At 72.2% G+C, this 17715-nt stretch carries 15 protein-coding genes; 5 read left to right on the top strand and 10 right to left on the bottom strand.

All coding sequences use genetic code 11. The features are described from left to right. Nucleotides 1–23: 23 nt before the first annotated feature. Nucleotides 24–1580, top strand: a complete 1557-nt coding sequence (gene guaA / locus QRX60_RS07440; RefSeq protein ID WP_286000063.1) for a glutamine-hydrolyzing GMP synthase — start codon at nucleotides 24–26, stop codon at nucleotides 1578–1580. Nucleotides 1581–1650: 70 nt separating this feature from the next. Here the strand turns inward: guaA and QRX60_RS07435 are convergent, their stop codons facing one another. Together QRX60_RS07435 and QRX60_RS07430 are read right to left on the bottom strand one after the other, a co-directional pair. Further along, nucleotides 1651–1893: a hypothetical protein gene (locus QRX60_RS07435; RefSeq protein ID WP_286000062.1), complete on the bottom strand. Its 243-nt coding sequence runs from the start codon at nucleotides 1891–1893 to the stop codon at nucleotides 1651–1653. Continuing rightward, on the bottom strand, nucleotides 1886–3169 hold the full coding sequence (locus tag QRX60_RS07430) for a PspC domain-containing protein (protein ID WP_286000061.1): 1284 nt from the start codon (nucleotides 3167–3169) through the stop codon (nucleotides 1886–1888). The genes QRX60_RS07435 and QRX60_RS07430 overlap by 8 nt, the downstream gene beginning before the upstream one ends. 125 nt (nucleotides 3170–3294) lie before the next feature. Here QRX60_RS07430 and QRX60_RS07425 point away from each other — a divergent pair, with 125 nt between their 5' ends. Together QRX60_RS07425 and QRX60_RS07420 are read left to right on the top strand one after the other, a co-directional pair. After that, the gene (locus QRX60_RS07425; protein ID WP_408630216.1) at nucleotides 3295–4596 is read left to right on the top strand and encodes an ATP-binding protein; all 1302 of its coding nucleotides are present in this window, start codon (nucleotides 3295–3297) and stop codon (nucleotides 4594–4596) included. Between the two features lie 40 nt (nucleotides 4597–4636). After that, nucleotides 4637–5305, top strand: coding sequence for a response regulator (locus QRX60_RS07420; RefSeq protein ID WP_286000059.1), 669 nt, complete (start codon nucleotides 4637–4639; stop codon nucleotides 5303–5305). A gap of 3 nt (nucleotides 5306–5308) precedes the next feature. Here the strand turns inward: QRX60_RS07420 and QRX60_RS07415 are convergent, their stop codons facing one another. Next, nucleotides 5309–6277 (bottom strand): DMT family transporter, encoded by a 969-nt coding sequence (locus QRX60_RS07415; RefSeq protein WP_286000058.1) that lies wholly within the window; start codon nucleotides 6275–6277, stop codon nucleotides 5309–5311. A gap of 104 nt (nucleotides 6278–6381) precedes the next feature. Here QRX60_RS07415 and QRX60_RS07410 point away from each other — a divergent pair, with 104 nt between their 5' ends. Then, entirely contained in the window at nucleotides 6382–7284 is a 903-nt protein-coding gene (locus tag QRX60_RS07410; RefSeq protein ID WP_286000057.1) for a LysR family transcriptional regulator, read from the top strand. Here QRX60_RS07410 and QRX60_RS07405 read toward each other — a convergent pair. From QRX60_RS07405 to QRX60_RS07375, 7 genes are all read right to left on the bottom strand, one after another. After that, nucleotides 7281–8369 carry a serine/threonine-protein kinase gene (locus QRX60_RS07405; protein ID WP_286000056.1) on the bottom strand — a complete coding sequence of 363 codons (1089 nt, stop codon included), beginning with the start codon at nucleotides 8367–8369 and terminating at the stop codon, nucleotides 7281–7283. The two genes, QRX60_RS07410 and QRX60_RS07405, sit on opposite strands and share 4 nt — an antisense overlap. 16 nt (nucleotides 8370–8385) lie before the next feature. Continuing rightward, entirely contained in the window at nucleotides 8386–10008 is a 1623-nt protein-coding gene (locus QRX60_RS07400; RefSeq protein WP_286000055.1) for a serine/threonine-protein kinase, read from the bottom strand. A gap of 215 nt (nucleotides 10009–10223) precedes the next feature. Then, on the bottom strand, nucleotides 10224–11081 hold the full coding sequence (locus QRX60_RS07395) for a hypothetical protein (protein WP_286000054.1): 858 nt from the start codon (nucleotides 11079–11081) through the stop codon (nucleotides 10224–10226). A gap of 259 nt (nucleotides 11082–11340) precedes the next feature. Then, nucleotides 11341–12612: a hypothetical protein gene (locus QRX60_RS07390; RefSeq protein WP_286000053.1), complete on the bottom strand. Its 1272-nt coding sequence runs from the start codon at nucleotides 12610–12612 to the stop codon at nucleotides 11341–11343. A 335-nt stretch (nucleotides 12613–12947) separates the two neighbouring features. Further along, nucleotides 12948–13262, bottom strand: a complete 315-nt coding sequence (locus QRX60_RS07385; protein ID WP_286000052.1) for a hypothetical protein — start codon at nucleotides 13260–13262, stop codon at nucleotides 12948–12950. 64 nt (nucleotides 13263–13326) lie between these two features. Next, nucleotides 13327–13623, bottom strand: coding sequence for a chorismate mutase (locus tag QRX60_RS07380; protein ID WP_257926867.1), 297 nt, complete (start codon nucleotides 13621–13623; stop codon nucleotides 13327–13329). Between the two features lie 158 nt (nucleotides 13624–13781). Then, entirely contained in the window at nucleotides 13782–14207 is a 426-nt protein-coding gene (locus QRX60_RS07375; protein WP_286000051.1) for a DUF1707 SHOCT-like domain-containing protein, read from the bottom strand. Between the two features lie 108 nt (nucleotides 14208–14315). Between QRX60_RS07375 and pcrA the strand changes: the two genes are divergently transcribed. After that, nucleotides 14316–16736 (top strand): DNA helicase PcrA, encoded by a 2421-nt coding sequence (gene pcrA, locus QRX60_RS07370; RefSeq protein WP_286000050.1) that lies wholly within the window; start codon nucleotides 14316–14318, stop codon nucleotides 16734–16736. Nucleotides 16737–17715: the final 979 nt, after the last annotated feature.

The following is a 17715-nucleotide window of genomic DNA, read 5'->3' as shown; positions in this document are numbered from 1 at the left end:
CCGCGTCGCCAGGAGGTCGTCAGGTGCCCAGTCCCACCGGTCCGGTTCTCGTCGTGGACTTCGGGGCGCAGTACGCGCAGCTGATCGCCCGGCGCGTCCGGGAGGCACAGATCTACTCGGAGGTCGTGCCGCACAACGCGTCCACCGAAGAGATCCTCGCGAAGAACCCCGCGGCGATCATCCTCTCCGGCGGCCCCTCGAGCGTGTACGCCGAAGGCGCCCCGGGCATGGACCCGAAGCTCACCGAAGCGGGCGTACCGATCTTCGGCATCTGCTACGGCCACCAGCTGCTCGCCAGCGCGCTCGGCGGCGTGGTCGAGCCGACCGGCGTCCGCGAGTTCGGCCGCACCGAGGTCCGCGTGACGGGTGACGGCGGTGTCCTCCACGCCGGCCTGCCCGCGCACCAGCCCGCCTGGATGAGCCACAACGACAGCGTCACCAAGGCCCCGGAGGGCTCGGTCGTCACCGCCTCCTCCGACGGCGCCGAGGTCGCCGGCTTCGAGGACGTCGAGCGTCGCTTCGCCGGTGTCCAGTACCACCCGGAGGTCGCGCACTCGCCGCACGGCCAGGAGGTGCTGCGCCGGTTCCTGCACGACATCGCCGGCATCAAGCCGCAGTGGACGACGTCCTCGATCGTCGAGGAGCAGATCCAGCGGATCAGCGACCAGATCGGCGACGGCCGCGCGATCTGCGGCCTGTCGGGCGGCGTCGACTCCGCCGTCGCGGCCGCGCTCGTGCAGCGCGCCATCGGCGACCGGCTGACCTGCGTGTTCGTCGACCACGGCCTGCTGCGCGCGGGCGAGCGCACCCAGGTCGAGCGCGACTTCGTCGCCGCCACCGGCGTCAACCTGGTCACCATCGACGCCCGCGAGCGGTTCCTCGACGCGCTCGCCGGCGTCACCGACCCGGAGCAGAAGCGCAAGATCATCGGCCGCGAGTTCATCCGCGTCTTCGAGCAGGCCGAGCGCGACCTCAAGGCCCAGGGCGACTACAAGTTCCTGGTCCAGGGCACGCTCTACCCGGATGTCGTCGAGTCCGGCGGCGGCCAGGGCACGGCCAACATCAAGAGCCACCACAACGTCGGCGGCCTGCCGGACGACCTGCAGTTCGAGCTGGTCGAGCCGCTGCGGCTGCTGTTCAAGGACGAGGTCCGCAAGGTCGGCACGGAGCTGGGCCTGCCCGAGACGATCGTGCAGCGCCAGCCGTTCCCCGGCCCCGGCCTGGGCATCCGCATCATCGGCGCGGTCGACGCCGAGCGCCTGGAAACCCTGCGCGCGGCCGACCTGATCGCGCGTGAGGAGCTGACGGCGGCCGGGCTGGACCGCAGCATCTGGCAGTGCCCGGTGGTGCTCCTGGCGGACGTCCGCAGCGTCGGCGTCCAGGGTGACGGCCGCACGTACGGCCACCCGGTGGTCCTGCGCCCGGTGTCGTCCGAAGACGCGATGACCGCGGACTGGACGCGGCTGCCCTACGACGTCCTCGAGCGGATCTCCACGCGCATCACCAACGAGGTGGCGGAGGTCAACCGGGTGGTCCTGGACGTGACGTCCAAGCCGCCGGGCACCATCGAGTGGGAGTGACCTCCCCGTAGACAGGACTCGAGGCCCCGGCGTGGGATCCAGGGCCTCGAGAGTGAGTGGTGTTCTCGGTTCAGCGGCGGCGTTTGCTGCCGAAGGACGCGCCGAGGAGCAGCAGCCCCACGAACACCGCGCCGCCGGCGATCACCCAGCGGAAGTCGAACTGCGGCAGCCAGCTCGCGCCGTCCGAGAGGACGTAGGCCGACACGAGCAGCGTCGCGACCCCGACGATCAGGGTGAAGACGTCCACGCCGCGCTTCGCGGGCGGCTGGGTTTCCGTCGCGTTGTCGTAGGCGTAGGGGTTCTGGTCAGCCACGGCGCACCTCCACGTTGCCCACGCTGTTCTTCACGTGCAGGGTGATCTTCTGGCCGCCGGGGCCGTCGGTGCCGTAGTCGGTCCCGGTCAGCGCGTCCTGGCTGATGCCGTCGGTGGAGCGGTCGAAGCACTCCGTCGAGCCGGCACCGGTGTGGCAGTCGTAGGTGACGTCCGCCGTGTCCGGCACGATGACCTTGGTGTCGCCCGCGCCGTTGACCACGTTCGTGGTGATCGGGGAGCCGGCCGGCAGCTCGGTCAGGTCGAGGTCGATGTTGCCCGCGGCGTGCTGGTAGAGCGGCTGCACGTCGGTCACGGAGTGCGGGGTCACCTTGAGGTCGCCCGTCCCGCCGCGGAAGTCGAAGTTCTCGAACGGCACGGTCGTCAGGACCATCCCGGCGATCGCCAGCGGGACGGCGAGCCCGATCAGGCCGCGTCCGCCGCGGGCGAACGCCCCGGTGACCAGGCCGATCCCGACCACCCCGAGCACCAGCCCGATGATGTGCTGCGCGGAGAACCAGTCGAAACCGTTGAGGTTCGCCAGCACACCCCCGCCGGCCGTCAGCACGGCCAGCGCGAAGGTCACCGAGCCGACCTTGGAGTTGCGGCGCCGCTCGGGCCGCCGGTACGCCGGCGGCGCCGGAGACGGCGGCTGCGCGGACGGCGGCTCGGGCAGGTCCCAGCCGGCCGGGTCGGCGGCGAGCGGGTCCCACCCCGGCTTCGCCTCCGCGGCCGCGGTCGCGGTGTCGGTCATGGTGAAGGCTCCGTTCCCGGTGAAGGCGGTCGAGTGCGCTCGCGAGACGACCGGGGTGGGCCGGTTCTCCTGGCCGCGGTTGCGGTGCAGCAGGTAGAGCGCGATGGCGATGAGGGCGAAGCTGATCAGGCCGCCACCGTCGAACCACGAGCCGCTGAAGCTGCCCCCGATGCTGATGACGGTGAGCACGCTGAGAACGACGGCGAAGGCGGGCGACACCGACGACCGGCCGCGCCCGATCAGGCCTTCGAAGCCGGACACCTCGTCGCTCTCGCCCGGCAGGAAGAGCCACCCCAGCAGGTAGAAGGGAACGCCGAAGCCACCGAAGATCGTGGCGACCACGAGGGCGATCCGCACGACGACGGGATCGATCCCGTACCGGTACCCGATGGCGGCGGCCACGCCGGCCACCTTCCGCCCGGCGTGCGGCCGCCGGGGCCGGCTGACCCAGAAGTCCTTCACGGTCTCCTCGAAGCCGTTCAACGGATTCGGCTTCGGTGCCCGTGTCTCACTCGCACCACTCATACCGAAGAGCATGCGGCACGCGGGATCGGCGGACATCCGGGATGGTCCCTGAGGTTTCCCGGAGAGGGGTTCCCGGCCCGGGGCCGGATCAGGGACTTCCCCGATGGAACCCCACGCCCCTGCGTGTGACCATGGACCACGTGCAGGAAGCCCTCGACCACGTCGCCACCGACCAGGTGGCCATCCCGGACAAGCCCAAGATGTTCCGGCGCCGGTCCGGACGGGCGATCGCCGGGGTCGCCGGTGGGCTCGCCGATCACCTCGGGGTGCCCGTCGTCTGGGTGCGGACGGCCTTCGCGCTGCTCGCCGCCCTCAACGGAGCCGGCCTGCTCGCCTACGGGCTCCTCTGGGTGTTCGTCCAGCAGCAGACCGAAGAGACCGCGAAGGCACCCACGTCGAAGGAGCGCCAGCAGGCGTTCGGCCTGATCGCGCTCGGCGTCGGCCTGGCCGTCGCCAGCGGCACGCTCACCGGGTTCATCAGCGGCTGGGTCGCCGTGCCGCTCGCCGTCGCGATGATCGGTCTCGCGGTCGTCTGGCGCGAGGCCGACGAATCGCAGCGCCGCCGCTGGCGGGTCGGCGCCAAGGACGGCTTCGCGGGGGCGTTCCTCGGCGGGGGCGGCTGGTCGGCGGCGATCCGGATCGTCGCCGGCGTCGCGCTGGTGATCACCGGCATCGGCGTCGTCGCGCTCCGCAGCGGCAGCCTCGACCAGGTCCAGTTCGCCCTGATCGCCGTCATCGCGACGCTCATCGGCGTCGCCGTCCTGACCATCCCGTTCTGGCTGCGGCTGGTCCGGGACCTCTCCGACGAGCGCAAGGCCCGCATCCGCACCGACGAACGCGCCGAGATCGCCGCGCACCTGCACGACTCCGTCCTGCAGACGCTCGCGCTGATCCAGAAGCAGAGCGAGCAGCCGCGCGAGGTCGCTCGGCTGGCCCGCAGCCAGGAACGCGAGCTGCGCGGCTGGCTCTACGGCCCGAACGGCTACGGCAAGCCGGCCGAGATGGACGAGGAAACCGCGACGACCGGGCAGCTGTCCGAAGCGCTCGCGACGGCGTGCGGCGAGGTCGAGGACACGTTCGCGATCTCCGTCGGCCAGGTCGTCGTCGGCGACGCCGAGCTGGACGACTCGCTGGTGGCGCTGGTCCAGGCCGCGCGGGAGGCGATCGTCAACGCCGCCAAGCACGCCGGTGTCGAGGAGGTCAGCGTCTTCGCCGAGGTCGAGCCGACGTCGGTGACGGTGTTCGTCCGCGACCGCGGCAAGGGCTTCGACCCGGACCTCGTCCCCGACGACCGCCACGGGCTCGCCGACTCGATCCGCGGCCGGATGACCCGGCACGGCGGCACGTGCAAGGTGCGCACCGCGCCGGGGGAGGGCACCGAAGTGCAGCTCGCCATGCCGGTGAAAGCGGGCAAGGGGGCCGCGTGAGGCGGCTATGCTCGGGGCTCAGGGCTAGCGAGGGAGAGTCGTGACGGACAGCCAGCGAGAACCGGTCAAGGTGTTCCTCGTCGACGACCACGCGCTGTTCCGCGCCGGGGTCCGCACCGAGCTCGACTCGATCACCGACGAAGTCCGCGTAGTCGGCGAGGCCGGCTCGGTGGCCGAAGCGGTCGCCGGGATCGCGCGGACCAAGCCCCAGGTGGTGCTGCTCGACGTCCACATGCCCGACGGCGGCGGCGCCGAGGTGCTGCGCCGCGTCCGTCCGGAGCTGCCGGACGTGGTGTTCCTGGCGCTGTCGGTCTCCGACGCGGCGGAGGACGTCATCGCGGTCATCCGCGCGGGCGCCCGCGGGTACGTGACGAAGACGATCTCGTCGAAGGAGCTGGTCCGCGCGGTGGTCCGCGTCGCGGACGGCGACGCGGTGTTCTCCCCGCGCCTGGCGGGCTTCGTCCTGGACGCGTTCGCCGACCGCCCGGGCTCGGCGCCGATCAGCGACCCGGAGCTGGACCTGCTGACTCCCCGAGAGCGCGACGTCCTGCGCCTGCTCGCGCGCGGGTACGCGTACAAGGAGATCGCGTCGGAGCTGTTCATCTCGGTGAAGACCGTCGAGACGCACGTGTCGAGCGTCCTGCGGAAGACCCAGCTCTCGAACCGCTACGAGCTCTCCCGCTGGGCCTCCGACCGCCGCCTCGTCTGACCCTCAGTCCGCCAGAGGAGCGAGCGGCCGCGGCGCGCGCCCGGTGGTGTCGTCACCAAGCCCATCCGCTTGGTCACCGGGCACTTCCACGGCCACTCGCCCCGGCTTCGGGAGGCGGGTCAGCGCGACCCCGCCGAGGACGACCACCATGCCCGCGATCACCCGCAGGTTCAGGTGCTCGCCCAGGAACACCGCGCCCAGCAGCACCGAGACCACCGGCAGCAGGTACCCGACCACCGACGCCGCGACCGCGCCCTCGCTCGCCAGGAGCTGGTAGTTCAGCGCGAACGCGATGCCCGTCGACCCGATGCCCAGCACCAGGACCGCCAGCAGCGGCCCGGCGGAGACGTGCACCGGAGTGAACCCGCCCGCCGGCAGCGCCAGCACCAGCATCCCGCTGGCCAGCACCATCTGCCCGGCGGAGATCGCGTACGGCGAAGACGTCGAAGACGACAGGTACTTGCCCTCGTAGACGAACGCGAAGCCGTAGCTCGCCGCCGCCGCGAGGCACGCCAGCGCGCCCCAGCTCAGCAGCCCCGACGCCTGCCACGGCGCGAAGATCAGCAGGATCCCGCCGAGACCCACGAGCAGCCCCGCCAGCCGCGTCCCGGTCATCCGCGACGACGTCCCCATCATCGGCGCCGCGAGCAGCACCCACAGCGGCGTCGTCGAGTTCAGCACCCCGGTGATCCCCGAGTCGACGGTCGTCTCGCCGATCGCGAACAGCAGGAACGGCAGCGCGTTGTGGAAGAACGCCGCGACGGCGAGGTGACCCCACATCCGCCGGTCGCGGGGCAGGCGGGCCCGCTGCAGCCGGCACAGCACCAGCAGCATCGCCGCGCCGAGCACGAGCCGCGCCAGCACCAGCTGCACCGGCGAGAACATCCCCAGCCCCAGCTTGATCCAGAAGAAGCTCGAGCCCCACATCAACGCCAGTGCGCCGATCCTCAGCAGGGTCTTCGTCTCGCCCACCCAGTCCTCCTTCTCCGATCAAGCGCCAGCTTCGCCCCGCCGAGACGTAAGGACAAGCGAAATTAACTGCAGGGACGCTTAAGCCCAGCTGTACGATCAAGGGCATGCTCGACGTCCGCCGCATGCAGGTCCTGCGCGCCGTGATCACCAGCGGGTCGATCACCGCCGCGGCCCGCAACCTCGGCTACACGCCGTCCGCGATCAGCCAGCAGCTGTCGGCGCTGGAGCGCGAAGCCGGCATCGAACTGCTCGAACGCGTCGGCCGCGGGGTCCGGCCGACGCCGGCGGGCGCGCTGCTGTCCGAGCACGCCGAGACGCTGAGCACCGAGCTCGCGAAGGCCGAGGCGGCGCTGACCGAGCTCAAGGAAGGCCGCATCGGCCGCGTCGCCATCCGCTACTTCGCGACGGCCGGCGCGTCCCTGGTCCCGCCCGCCATCGCCGCGGTCCGCCGCGAGCACCCCGGCGTCCGCCTGGACCTCAAGCTGGTCGAGCCGGACGACCCCATGACGGACGTCGAATCCGGCGACGCCGACGTCGCGATCACCGTCTTCCCGCGCAAGAGGCCGCCCCGCAAGGGCGTCGAGCTCGTCCACCTGCTCGACGACCCGTACCGGGCCGTGCTGCCGAAGACCCACCCGCTGGCCCGCAAGCGCGTGCTCGACCTGACGGAGTTCGCCGAGGAGCCGTGGGTCGGCGTCGACGGCCTGCCGGGCATCTGCCGCGACATCCTCGAAAGCGCCTGCGCGTCCGCCGGGTTCGCGCCGAACGTCGTGGTCGAGTCCGAGGACTACCAGACGGCGCAGGGGTTCGTCGCCGCCGGCATCGGCGTCGGCCTGATCCCGGAGCTCGGGCTCGGTGCGCAGCACCCCGGCGTCGTCGTCCGCAAGATCCGCAACCCGGAGCCGGTCCGCGCGATCCACGCGGCGGTCGCGTCCCGGGCGTGGGGCCACCCGGCCGTCCACACGCTGCTCGAAGCCATGCGCGCGGCGACCGCCAAGGTCGCCTAGACGAAGAAGAGCTCCGAGACGAGGATGCCGATCAGCACGGCCCCGAGGATCGCGGCCACGGTGATCAGCGTCTTCTTCGACACCGGCAGGTTCCACGCCTGTGCTTGTGCCTGCGGCTGCGGTCCCGGCACGTACTGCGTCGGCTGCGGTACCGGCTGCATCCGTTGCGTCTCCTCCGCCGAGGAGTAGCCGGGCGCGGCGACCGGGAGCTGCTGCTGGAACTGCGGTCCCGACGGCGGCATCGGCGGTCCCGCGGCCGCCAGCCCCGGGTTGAACGGCGGGGGCGGGGGCGGCTGGAGCCCGGGCGCGGTCGGCGGGATGAACGCCGTTTCGCGGCCTTCGGTGATCGCGCTCAGTGAGCGGACGGTGTCCGCCATCGTCGGCCGCGTCGTCGGGTCGGTCCGCAGCATCTTGCGCAGCGCCGCGGTCAGCACGCCCGCGTTCTGCGCCGGCCGCTCGGACGACTGCCCGTCGTCCCCGAAGGGCGGCACGCCCTCGACGGACGTGTACAGCGTCGCGCCCAGGGAGAAGACGTCCGCGGCCGGCGTCGGCGGCAGTCCCCGCGCGACCTCCGGCGCGACGTACGCCGCGTGGGGCCCGCCGCCGCTGATGCCGATGTCGGTGAGCTTCACGCCGCCGTCGTCGGCCAGCAGGACCGTGCCCGGCTCGAGCGTGCGGTGCACGAAGCCGGCCGCGTGGATCGCGGTGAGCGCGTTGCCGAGCTGGATCCCGAGCTGCGCCGCCTGGTCGGGGGTGAGCCGGCCGTGCTCGGCGAGGAACGTCGCCATGCTGCGCGACGGGATGTACTCCATCACCAGCCAGACGTCCTGGCCGTCGGGCAGCACGTCGAACACCTTGATCGCGCTGGGGTGCTCGATCCGGGCCGCGTCCTTGCCCTCCTGCATGGCGCCCGCGCGCGCCTGCTCGGCGCGGTCGCCGGCGCCGACGGGCAGGTACATCCGCTTCATCGCGACGGTGCGGAACAGCCGCGTGTCGAACGCCAGCCACACGATGCCCGCGCGGCCGCGGCCGATCGGCTGGTCCAGCCGGAACCGGCCACCGACGATGGTGCCTTCGGAACTCAAATCTGATCCTCGATCGTCAGCCAGCCGGAGGAGAGGTCGGTACGGAGGTTTCACTGCTCGGCGAGGTCGGCTCCGATGCCGAGGTCGTCGGCTTCGACGAGGTCGTCTTGGACGGCGTTGTGGTCTTTTCCGGCTCGGTTTGCCGCGAAGTCGTGCGCTTTGACGAGGTCGTCTCTTCCACCGGCGGCGGCACGTCCGCCGTGCTGGTCGGCTCCTCCGTCGTCGACGGCTGCGACTCCGACGTCGCAACCGGGGTCGGCTTGGTGCTCGAGATCGGCGCCGCCGGCGCTTCCGGGTTGTTCGGGCTCAGCAGCCAGACGACCAGCGCGACCAGGCCCACGACCACGATGCCGCCGATGATCGCCGGGCGCTTCCAGGCGCCGGGCTTCTCGTCGTCATCGTCGGCCGGGCTGGTCTGCGGGCGCCGCGGCGGGGGCGGCGAGGCCGGCTCGTCGTCGTAGTCGTCGTACCGGTCGTCCGCGTACGGGCCCTGCTCGTGCGGCGGCACCGGCACCGCGCGGGTCGCGGCCAAGCCGGGCGGCACGCCCCCGGCCGCGTACTGCTGGTCGTCCTCGCGGTAGTGGCCGTACCCGTCGTAGTCGTCCTCCGGGTAGCCGGTGCCTTCCGGGTAGTCGTCCTCGTCGTAGTACGGCACGGCCTGCGTCGGCGCCTGGCCGTCGAGCAGGCTGCCGGAGTGGCCCGCGGGGACCTCGTCGAACATCTGGGTCGCGTTCGGGTCCGCGACGGCCGCCGCGCCCAGCACGCCCGCGGACGGCGCCATCATGGTCTCGTCCGACGGGCCGCCGAGCGGCAGCTCACCCCGGGCGACGGCCGCCAGCAGCTCTTCGCACTCTTCGGCGGTCGGCCGGTGCTCGATCTCCGGGTGCAGCAGCACCGCCAGCACGCTGGCCAGCGGGCCGGACTGGCGCGGCGGGTTGATCTGCCCGGCCGCGACCGCGTGCAGCAGGCTCAGCGTGTTTTCCGACAGCCCGAACGGCGGCTGGCCCTCGCACGCCGCGTAGAGCGTCGACCCGAGGGAGAAGACGTCGGACTCCGGCCCGGGCTCGCCGCCGATGGCGACCTCGGGGGCCAGGTAGGCGGGGGTGCCGGCGATCATCCCGGTCTTGGTGACCGTGACGTCGTCCTTGGCGCGGGAGATGCCGAAGTCGGTGATCTTCACGACGCCGTTGCCGCCGAGCAGGATGTTGCCCGGCTTGATGTCGCGGTGGACGATGCCGACCGCGTGCGCCTCGCGCAGTGCCGCGGCGACCTGGGCGCCGATGCGCGCCACCTCGGTCGGCGGCAGCGTGCGGCGTTCCTGCAGCACGGCGGCCAGGCTCGTGGAGTTGAGGTACTCCATGATCAGGCACGGCTGCCCGTTGTCGTCGGTGACGACGTCGAAGACGGAGATCGCGTTCGGGTGGTGCAGCCGGGCGGCGATCCGGCCCTCGCGCATGGTGCGCTGCCGGGCGTCCTCGGCGTCGTGCTCGTCCAGGTGCGGCTGGAGCAGGAGCTGTTTGATGGCCACGGTGCGGCCCAGGACCTCGTCGTGCGCCTGCCAGACGGCTCCCATCGCGCCCGTGCCGATCCGGCCGACGATGCGGTACCGACCGGCGACCAGGCGACCCTCGTCGCTCACGCGACCTCCCTTTGGGCTCCGACTTCACCAGGGCGTGAGGATCGGTGCCTGGTGACGCGGCCACGCGCACGCCGCTTCTCTGGAGCGTATGCACATGTCGTGGGCTGTGTGCCGACTCTTTCGAGATCGGCCCGTGACAAGGCTAGGCGCTCACTCTGCGCACACGAATCCGGTACAGGCACTTGAACCACGGGTGAAGGCGTGATCGCCCAGGGCTACATGTATTGGGCCGAGACGAGCTCGGCTTCGGTGATCAACCCGCCCGTGTCGGCGACCCGGAACAACTGGGTCACGCGCACCAGGGCGCCGTCCGGCCGGTGGAGCGTCGCGACCGCGAGGATCGAGCCGTCCGGCTTGATCTGCGTGTCGGCCTCCTGGACGTCGATGGCGTCCATCGAGCTCCAGGTGCGGACCAGCTCGCCGGCCGCGCCGTCGGCCAGCGACGGGCTCAGCAGCGCGAGCGCGCCCGCCGAGTCCCGCGCGATGGCGGCGTAGAAGTCCTTGACGGCCTGGATCTTCCGGCTCGCGCTGCGGGCGTCGGCGGCCGCGTCCGGCACCGGGTCCGTGGTCGGCGCGGCCTGGGTCCGCGGACCGCTGCCGGTCGACTCCGCGGCCGACGGCGCGCCTCCGGAGTGCGTGCCCGGGCTGGGGGCGCTGCGCTGCTCGGGGGCGCCGCCCCCGGCCTGGTGCTGCGGGACGGCGAGGCCGCCGAGCTCCGCGGCGTCGGTGAAGCCGGAGGGCGCGGACTGGTCGTTTGCGGACACCGCGCGGTGGGAGCTGGTCAGCATCGGCGCGGCGACCACCGCGCCGGCGACGAGCGCCCCGGCGGCGACCAGCCCGGCCAGCTTGGCGCGGCGGACGAACCTGCTCTCCGGCTCGTCGGCGTCTTCGGCCTGCGCCGGCTCGCGGACGGGTTCCGGACGAGGCGGCAGGAACCGCTGCGGGTCGCGGAAGACCTGCTCGAGATAGTCGCGGTCGGCGTCGCCGACGCCGTCGAGAATCTCGGCCGGGATCACGTCCTCGACGCGGACGGCGTTGGGTACCTCACGCCGTGTGCGCTGCCGATCAAGCACGAATGTCCTCGCTCTGGGGTTCCGGGGCGGTCACTCGGCCGTTCGGCCGGGCTTCCGTTGGTCCGGATGGCCGACTCGTGGCCGGTACCGGATCCGCTGTCGTCAGGTAACCCTGTGCGGACGAGCACCACCAGGCTCTGTCGCCGGAATGCCGTCGCGATACGACGAGCGGCAGCTTATGTCACCCACCCGGACCAGGGGTAACCGCTCGGCGCACCGCACGTGCATCGGAACGGGCGAACCGCACGTGCAGCGCCGGTTACTGGCCGTCAGCCGCGATCTTGTCGCCGTCCCCGAACGTCAGCGTGCGCTCTTCGATCGTCTTGGACCCGTCGGTGTGGGTGATCTCGACGGTGTTCACCGTGACGCCGCGCTGCTGGTCGATGCTGATCTTCCGGACCTCGAAGTAGGCGACGCCGGCGTACCGCTCGGCGAGGGCCTGCGGGCCCTGGTCGTGCAGCTCGCCGGTGGTCACCGACGACGCCGCGGCGGGGTCGGTGGTGACGGTGTTGAAGAACTTCTCCGAGTTGTCCCCCATGGTCTGGGCGTCCGGCGGGAACGAGTACCACCAGGGCGGCTTGACCGGGGTTTCGCGCTGGGCGGGCGTGACGGGCGGCTTCTGCGGCCGCCCGCTCGGCGTGGCCGTGCCGGTCGTCTTCGAGCCGGCGGTCCTGTCGGCGGACGGCGGCGGAGCGGCCCCGTCGACGGGGCCCGCGCCACCGCCGCTGGTCCGCCCGGCCGGCTTGTCCGGCGAGGACGTGCTGTCGTCCGGCCCCGGCGCGGAGCCGCCCTGCCGGGACGGCGGCTCGGCCTCGCCGGTCGGGTCGATGACGGTCGGTGCGCCCTGGTAACCCGGCCACGCGCCCTGCACGGCCTGGTCCACCGGCGGCTTCCCGACCAGGTAGGACCCGGCGAAGAGCAGCCCGACGACCACGGCGCCGGACGCGCCGGTGGCGAACCAGGCCGCCTTCTTCCACGTCTTGGGCGGGGTCACGGACGCGGGCACCGACCCGATGGTGAAGCCGCCGAGCCCGTCGATCGGCGGCGCCGCGTAGATGCGGACATCGTCGTCCTCGGGGTCCGCGCGGCGCGGCTGCGGGGCGGCGAGCGAGACGCGGGTGCGCCGGGCGGCCTGGTCGGCGCGGGTCTCGGAACGCGGCGGCTCGGCCGGCTCGGCCGGCTCGACGTCGTCGAGGGGGAGGCTGCCGTGCGAAGCGGGGAACAGCGGGGCCGCCGGCCGCCGGTCGCGAGGCTGGGGCAGCGACGGCCGGGGGAGCGCGCCGGACGTCGGCTGCGCGAGCGGATGCGCCCCGGACGTCGGCTGGGGGAGCGGGAGCGTCCCGGACCTGGGCTGGGCGAGGGGAAGGGACCCGGACACGGGCGGGTCGACCGGCGCCGGGCCGGCCGCGTGCCGCCGCCCGGCGCGGTGCTCGGGCAGCGGCGGCGTCCAGCCGTCCGTGCTGCCGAGCCGGTGCCGCCCGGGATGCGCGGGCGCGCCGCCGCGTCCGTGGAACTCCGTGCCGTGGGTCATGTGGGCTCGACCACCCGGCGGTGCGGTCGTGACGCCGTCCGGCGGCAAGAGGACCCGATCGGAGCATCCTCACGAGCGGAATCTCGTTCGGAATCCTGCGCAGATGCACGCGCATGCGAGACTGGGCGCGCGGGGCTGCTGCCCCCGCGCGCCCTCCGGGCTCCGCCCGACCCAGACGCAAGGGTCCTCACGGCGTCAACCCTAGGAGCATCCGGCGTAGAAAGTCGCCCCCAAACCTGCAAGTTGCAGAGGTTTCACTCGGTCGGGCGCGACCGAAAGGGGGAAGGTGACACTGCGAAGTTTCACGCAGTGCCATCAGCCCAGATCAGCGGGTTTCAGCCCCCGGTGCGGTAGCGGTCGCGCGTGGACTGCAGCGCCTTCGTCGCCACCACTCCGCTACCCGCTGCGACGAGAATCGCCACGATGTCGAGCGTCGGTCCCCCGGCCGTGAGCAACCAGGCGAACAGCGACGCCGCGGTGGTACCGCCGGCAATCGCCCAGCGGCTGCGGACGTACTGCGCGACCGGCGCGCCGCCGGCCCGCTTACCCGCCGCGTTGTTCAACATCGCCAGATACCCCACATGGCCCAGCGCGGCCAGCACGCTCGCGAGCGCGACGATGACGGCGATGAGGTTCACGAGCCAGTCCATGGCCCCAGTCTGCCCGCAGCCGGGTCACCCGTGCCTCAGGGAAGACCCGGAATTCGGGCAACCGTTACCGGCCGAGCCGCCCGCGCCCCAGGTTCAGCAGCGCCATCGCCAGCTGGCGGCCGTCCGGGCCCAGCTCGCGGTAGCGCGCGAGCACGTCCATCTCGCGGTTGTAGACGATCCGCGTGCCGCCGGCGGCCATCCGCGCGGCCCCGATCGTCTTGGACACCTCGACCCGGCGTTTCACCAGGCGCAGGATCTCCTTGTCCAGCCAGTCGATCTCCTGCCGGAGCGACGCGATGTCGTCCCCGGCCGGAGTGTGCTCGGCGGGCTGGCCGTCGGCGTTCGTCGCTTGTGCGTTCATCAGGACCTCTCCCTCGGTGCCCGGACACGGCCCCTGGGACGGCGGCAGCCCCGGGTCCGTGGACTCCGGGGCTGGCGTGATGGCGGTTCGGGCACTACGCGATCACGGGAGCCGGAGTCCGGGTCCCGTAAAAAAATCGCCCTGCGTGCCGCATGGCATCAGTATGGCACAGCCGCGCCGGGACTTTCCCGGAACGAACGCACCCTGGCATGAACGAAGAGGCTCACCGCGAGCCAGAAGATCGGGATCGCCGGCCAGAAGAACCCGACGCCCAGCACCGCCCAGCGGACGATCGCCAGCACCGCGATCGCGACCGCCACGGCGAGGTGCAGGCGCAGCGCCGGGTGCCGCCGCAGCCCGGCCCGGGTGAGCGGGAAGCCGGGCCGGGCCGGTGCGGGCCGCGGCAGGTCGGCGGTGAGCGCGGTCAGCTCGTCGGTGAACCGTGCGCGGTAGACGTGGGCGAGGCGCTCTTCGACCTCTTCGAGGGTGAGCCGGCCTTCGGAGCCGGCGGTCTGGACGGCGGTGGCGACGCGTTCGCGGTCGGCGTCGGCGGCCCGGATGCGGGCGGTGCGGTTGTCTTCCATGTCAACCGATGCTCCGCGCGCCGGCCCCGCCGCGCGTCGGGCGTCAGGCGACATCTCCCGCTACGCCTGCCGCGGTAGCCCACCCGCCCGGGGTAGCGTGGACAGACGATGGACACCCTCTTCGATCTCCCCGCCGAGACCCCCGCGCGCAAGCCCGCCTCCGGTGGGCAGGCCGATCTGCTCGACGACCTGAACCCGTCCCAGCGCGAAGCCGTCACCCACGCCGGTGGCCCGCTGCTGGTGGTCGCGGGCGCGGGATCGGGCAAGACCCGGGTGCTGACCCGCCGGATCGCCTACCTGCTCGGGCAACGCCGCGTGCACCCCGGCGAAATCATGGCGATCACGTTCACGAACAAGGCCGCCGCCGAGATGCGCGACCGCGTCGCCGCGCTCGTCGGGCGCCGCGCGAACGCGATGTGGGTGTCCACGTTCCACTCGATGTGCGTGCGGATCCTGCGCCGGGAAGCCAAGACGCTGGACATGTCGTCGAGTTTCTCCATCTACGACTCGGACGACACGAAGCGGCTCATCACGCTCGTGGCGCGAGACCTCGACATCGACCCGAAGCGGTACGCCGCCCGCACTCTGGCCGTGCACATCTCGAACCTGAAGAACGAGCTCGTCGACCCCGACGAGGCGTCGGCGAACGCGGCCAACGACCTCGAGCGCCGCGTCGCCGAGGTCTACGTCGAGTACCAGCGGCGGCTGAACCAGGCCAACGCCTTCGACTTCGACGACCTCATCATGCGCACGGTCTCGCTGCTGCAGGCGTTCCCGGACGTCGCCGAGTACTACCGGCGGCGCTTCCGCCACGTGCTGGTCGACGAGTACCAGGACACGAACCACGCGCAGTACACCCTGGTCCGCGAGCTCGCCGGGACGGCGCCGAACGAGTCGGGCGTCGAGCCGGCCGAGCTGGTCGTCGTCGGTGACGCGGACCAGTCGATCTACGCCTTCCGCGGTGCGACGATCCGCAACATCGAGGAGTTCGAGCGGGACTTCCCGAACGCGCACACCATCCTGCTGGAGCAGAACTACCGTTCCACGCAGACGATCCTGTCCGCGGCGAACGCCGTCATCGAGCGGAACCCGAACCGCCGCGCGAAGCGGCTGTGGACGGACTCGGGCGACGGCGAGAAGATCGTCGGCTACGTCGCGGACAACGACCACGACGAAGCCGCGTTCGTCGCGAACGAGATCGACGCGCTGGCGGAGAAGGGCGAAGCCGACTACTCCGACGTCGCCGTCTTCTACCGCACCAACAACCAGTCCCGCGTCTTCGAAGAGATCTTCATCCGGCTCGGCCTGCCGTACAAGGTCGTCGGCGGCGTGCGGTTCTACGAGCGGCGCGAAGTCCGCGACATGATCGCGTACCTGCGCGTGCTGGCGAACCCGGAGGACACGGTCAGCCTGCGGCGCGTGCTGAACGTGCCCAAGCGCGGCATCGGCGACCGCGCGGAAGCCGTCGTGGCGACGCACGCCGAGCGCGAGCGGATCTCGTTCGCGGCGGCGCTGCGGGACGCGGTCGAGGGCAAGGTGCCGCTGCTGAACCCGCGCTCGGTCAAGGCGATCGGCGGGTTCGTGGCGCTGCTCGACGAGCTGGGCGAGCTGATCACGTCCGGCGCGGAGGTCCACGACGTCCTGGAAGCCGTGCTGGACAAGACCGGCTACCGCGTCGAGCTCGAGGAGTCGGACGACCCGCAGGACCACACGCGCGTGGAGAACCTGGACGAGCTCGTCACCGTCGCCCGGGAGTTCACCGAGATCACCGCCGAGGTCGTCGCCGACGAGAACGCCGAGCTGGTCGTGGAGCCGGGGGTGCCGGCGCCGGGGTCGCTGCCCGCGTTCCTCGAGCGCGTGTCGCTGGTGGCGGACGCCGACTCGGTGCCTTCCCCCGACGGCGGCGAAGAAGGCGACGGCGGCGCGGGCGTGGTCACGCTGATGACCGTGCACACCGCGAAGGGCCTGGAGTACCCGGTGGTGTTCTGCACCGGCTGGGAGGACGGCGTCTTCCCGCACATGCGCGCCCTGGGCGACCCGACCGAGCTGGCCGAGGAACGGCGGCTCGCGTACGTCGCGATCACGCGGGCGCGCAAGCGGTTGTACGTCTCGCGCGCGATCACGCGGTCGGCCTGGGGCCAGCCGTCGATGAACCCGGCCTCGCGGTTCCTCGACGAGCTGCCGGGCGACCTCGTCGACTGGCGGCGGCTGGAGCCTTCCAGCGCCGGGTTCGGTTTCGGGTCCGGTTCGCGCGGCGGTGGCACCCCGCGGGCAGCGACCACCTGGGGCGGCAGGCGGACTTCTTCGCCGTCTTCGTCTTCGGGGACACCGTCGTTCGGCAAGGGCTGGAAGGACACGGTGGCGCTGAAGCTGGACGTCGGCGACCGGGTCAGCCATGACAAGTACGGCCTGGGCACGGTGATCTCGTGCGACGGTGTCGGCCCGCGAGCGACGGCGACGATCGACTTCGGAGCGGCGGGCAAGGTCCGCCTGATGCTGATCGGCAGCGTGCCGATGGTGAAGCTCTAACACCCGTCCGAGTGAACCCGGCGGCGATCCCGGCGATCGCCGCCGGAATCGTCGTACCCCACCGGTAGAACGGACCCCGTAATCGAACACGAGTTCGACGGAGGGGGTAGTGCGGTGTGGACGCGGTGCTGTTTCACCTGTTGGCCGAAGGGGTACAAAAACACCTGCGAGGAGTCCTGGGGTCGACGGTTCCGGATCGGGGTCCGGGCCCTTCGGGGGCTCCAGGAAATTCTTCGCGTGCGGGAGCGGAGGCGTGCCGGCTGGCCGCCGCCTGGCGAGCGCTGCTCAGGCAGCACGAGCTCGGAGCGGACGGGCGATGTGTCACCTGCGGCCGGGGACGCCGCTGGACGACACGTCGTGCCGCGCGTGTCCGCTCCGCGGGGGGCGCACGGGGAGCTGTGCCCTGGGGCTGGTTGCCGGTGCGCAGGTCCGCGGAGCTGTGCACGGTGTGGCAGGTCGCGGTGGCGTACTTCGTCCGCCGCTTGCCGGGCGGGCAGCGTTAGCCGTTTCCGGGCGCTGAGAGGCTTTCCGGTGGCTTCGGCGGGGCCGAGGGTGGTTCCGGGTGTCCCGGGAGGCGTGGAGCGGTCTGGAGAGCTTTCGGCCGCCGACGCGGTTCCGGCCCGCGTGCGTCCGTCGTCGGCTTCGATTCGTCGCTCTGTGGCGGGGAACCGCCGCGCGTCGGCTGTCGCCGCGGTCGTGAGCGGTGATCGTGTGCTTGCCGGAGCGTGGGCTGTCGTCGCGGCCGTGGGCCGTGGTCGCGTGCCGGCCAAGGTGGGGCTGGGGCTGCTTCTGTCGTTGTGGGCCGTCGCGGTGGCCCGGCTGAAGCGGGCATTCGCGGGCTGCTTGCCCTGGCGATCGCGGACTGCCGCGGTGTCCCGGCCGGAGCGAGTGTCCGCCGCGCTGAGGGGCGTCGTCGGCCTTCAGCGGCGGATCATGGCTCTACGGCCGGGTTTCCTGCTGCGACGGCCCGTCATCGTGG

This window comes from Amycolatopsis mongoliensis (genome assembly GCF_030285665.1).
GTDB lineage: Bacteria > Actinomycetota > Actinomycetes > Mycobacteriales > Pseudonocardiaceae > Amycolatopsis > Amycolatopsis mongoliensis.
This window is presented reverse-complemented; position numbering and strand designations above follow the sequence as displayed.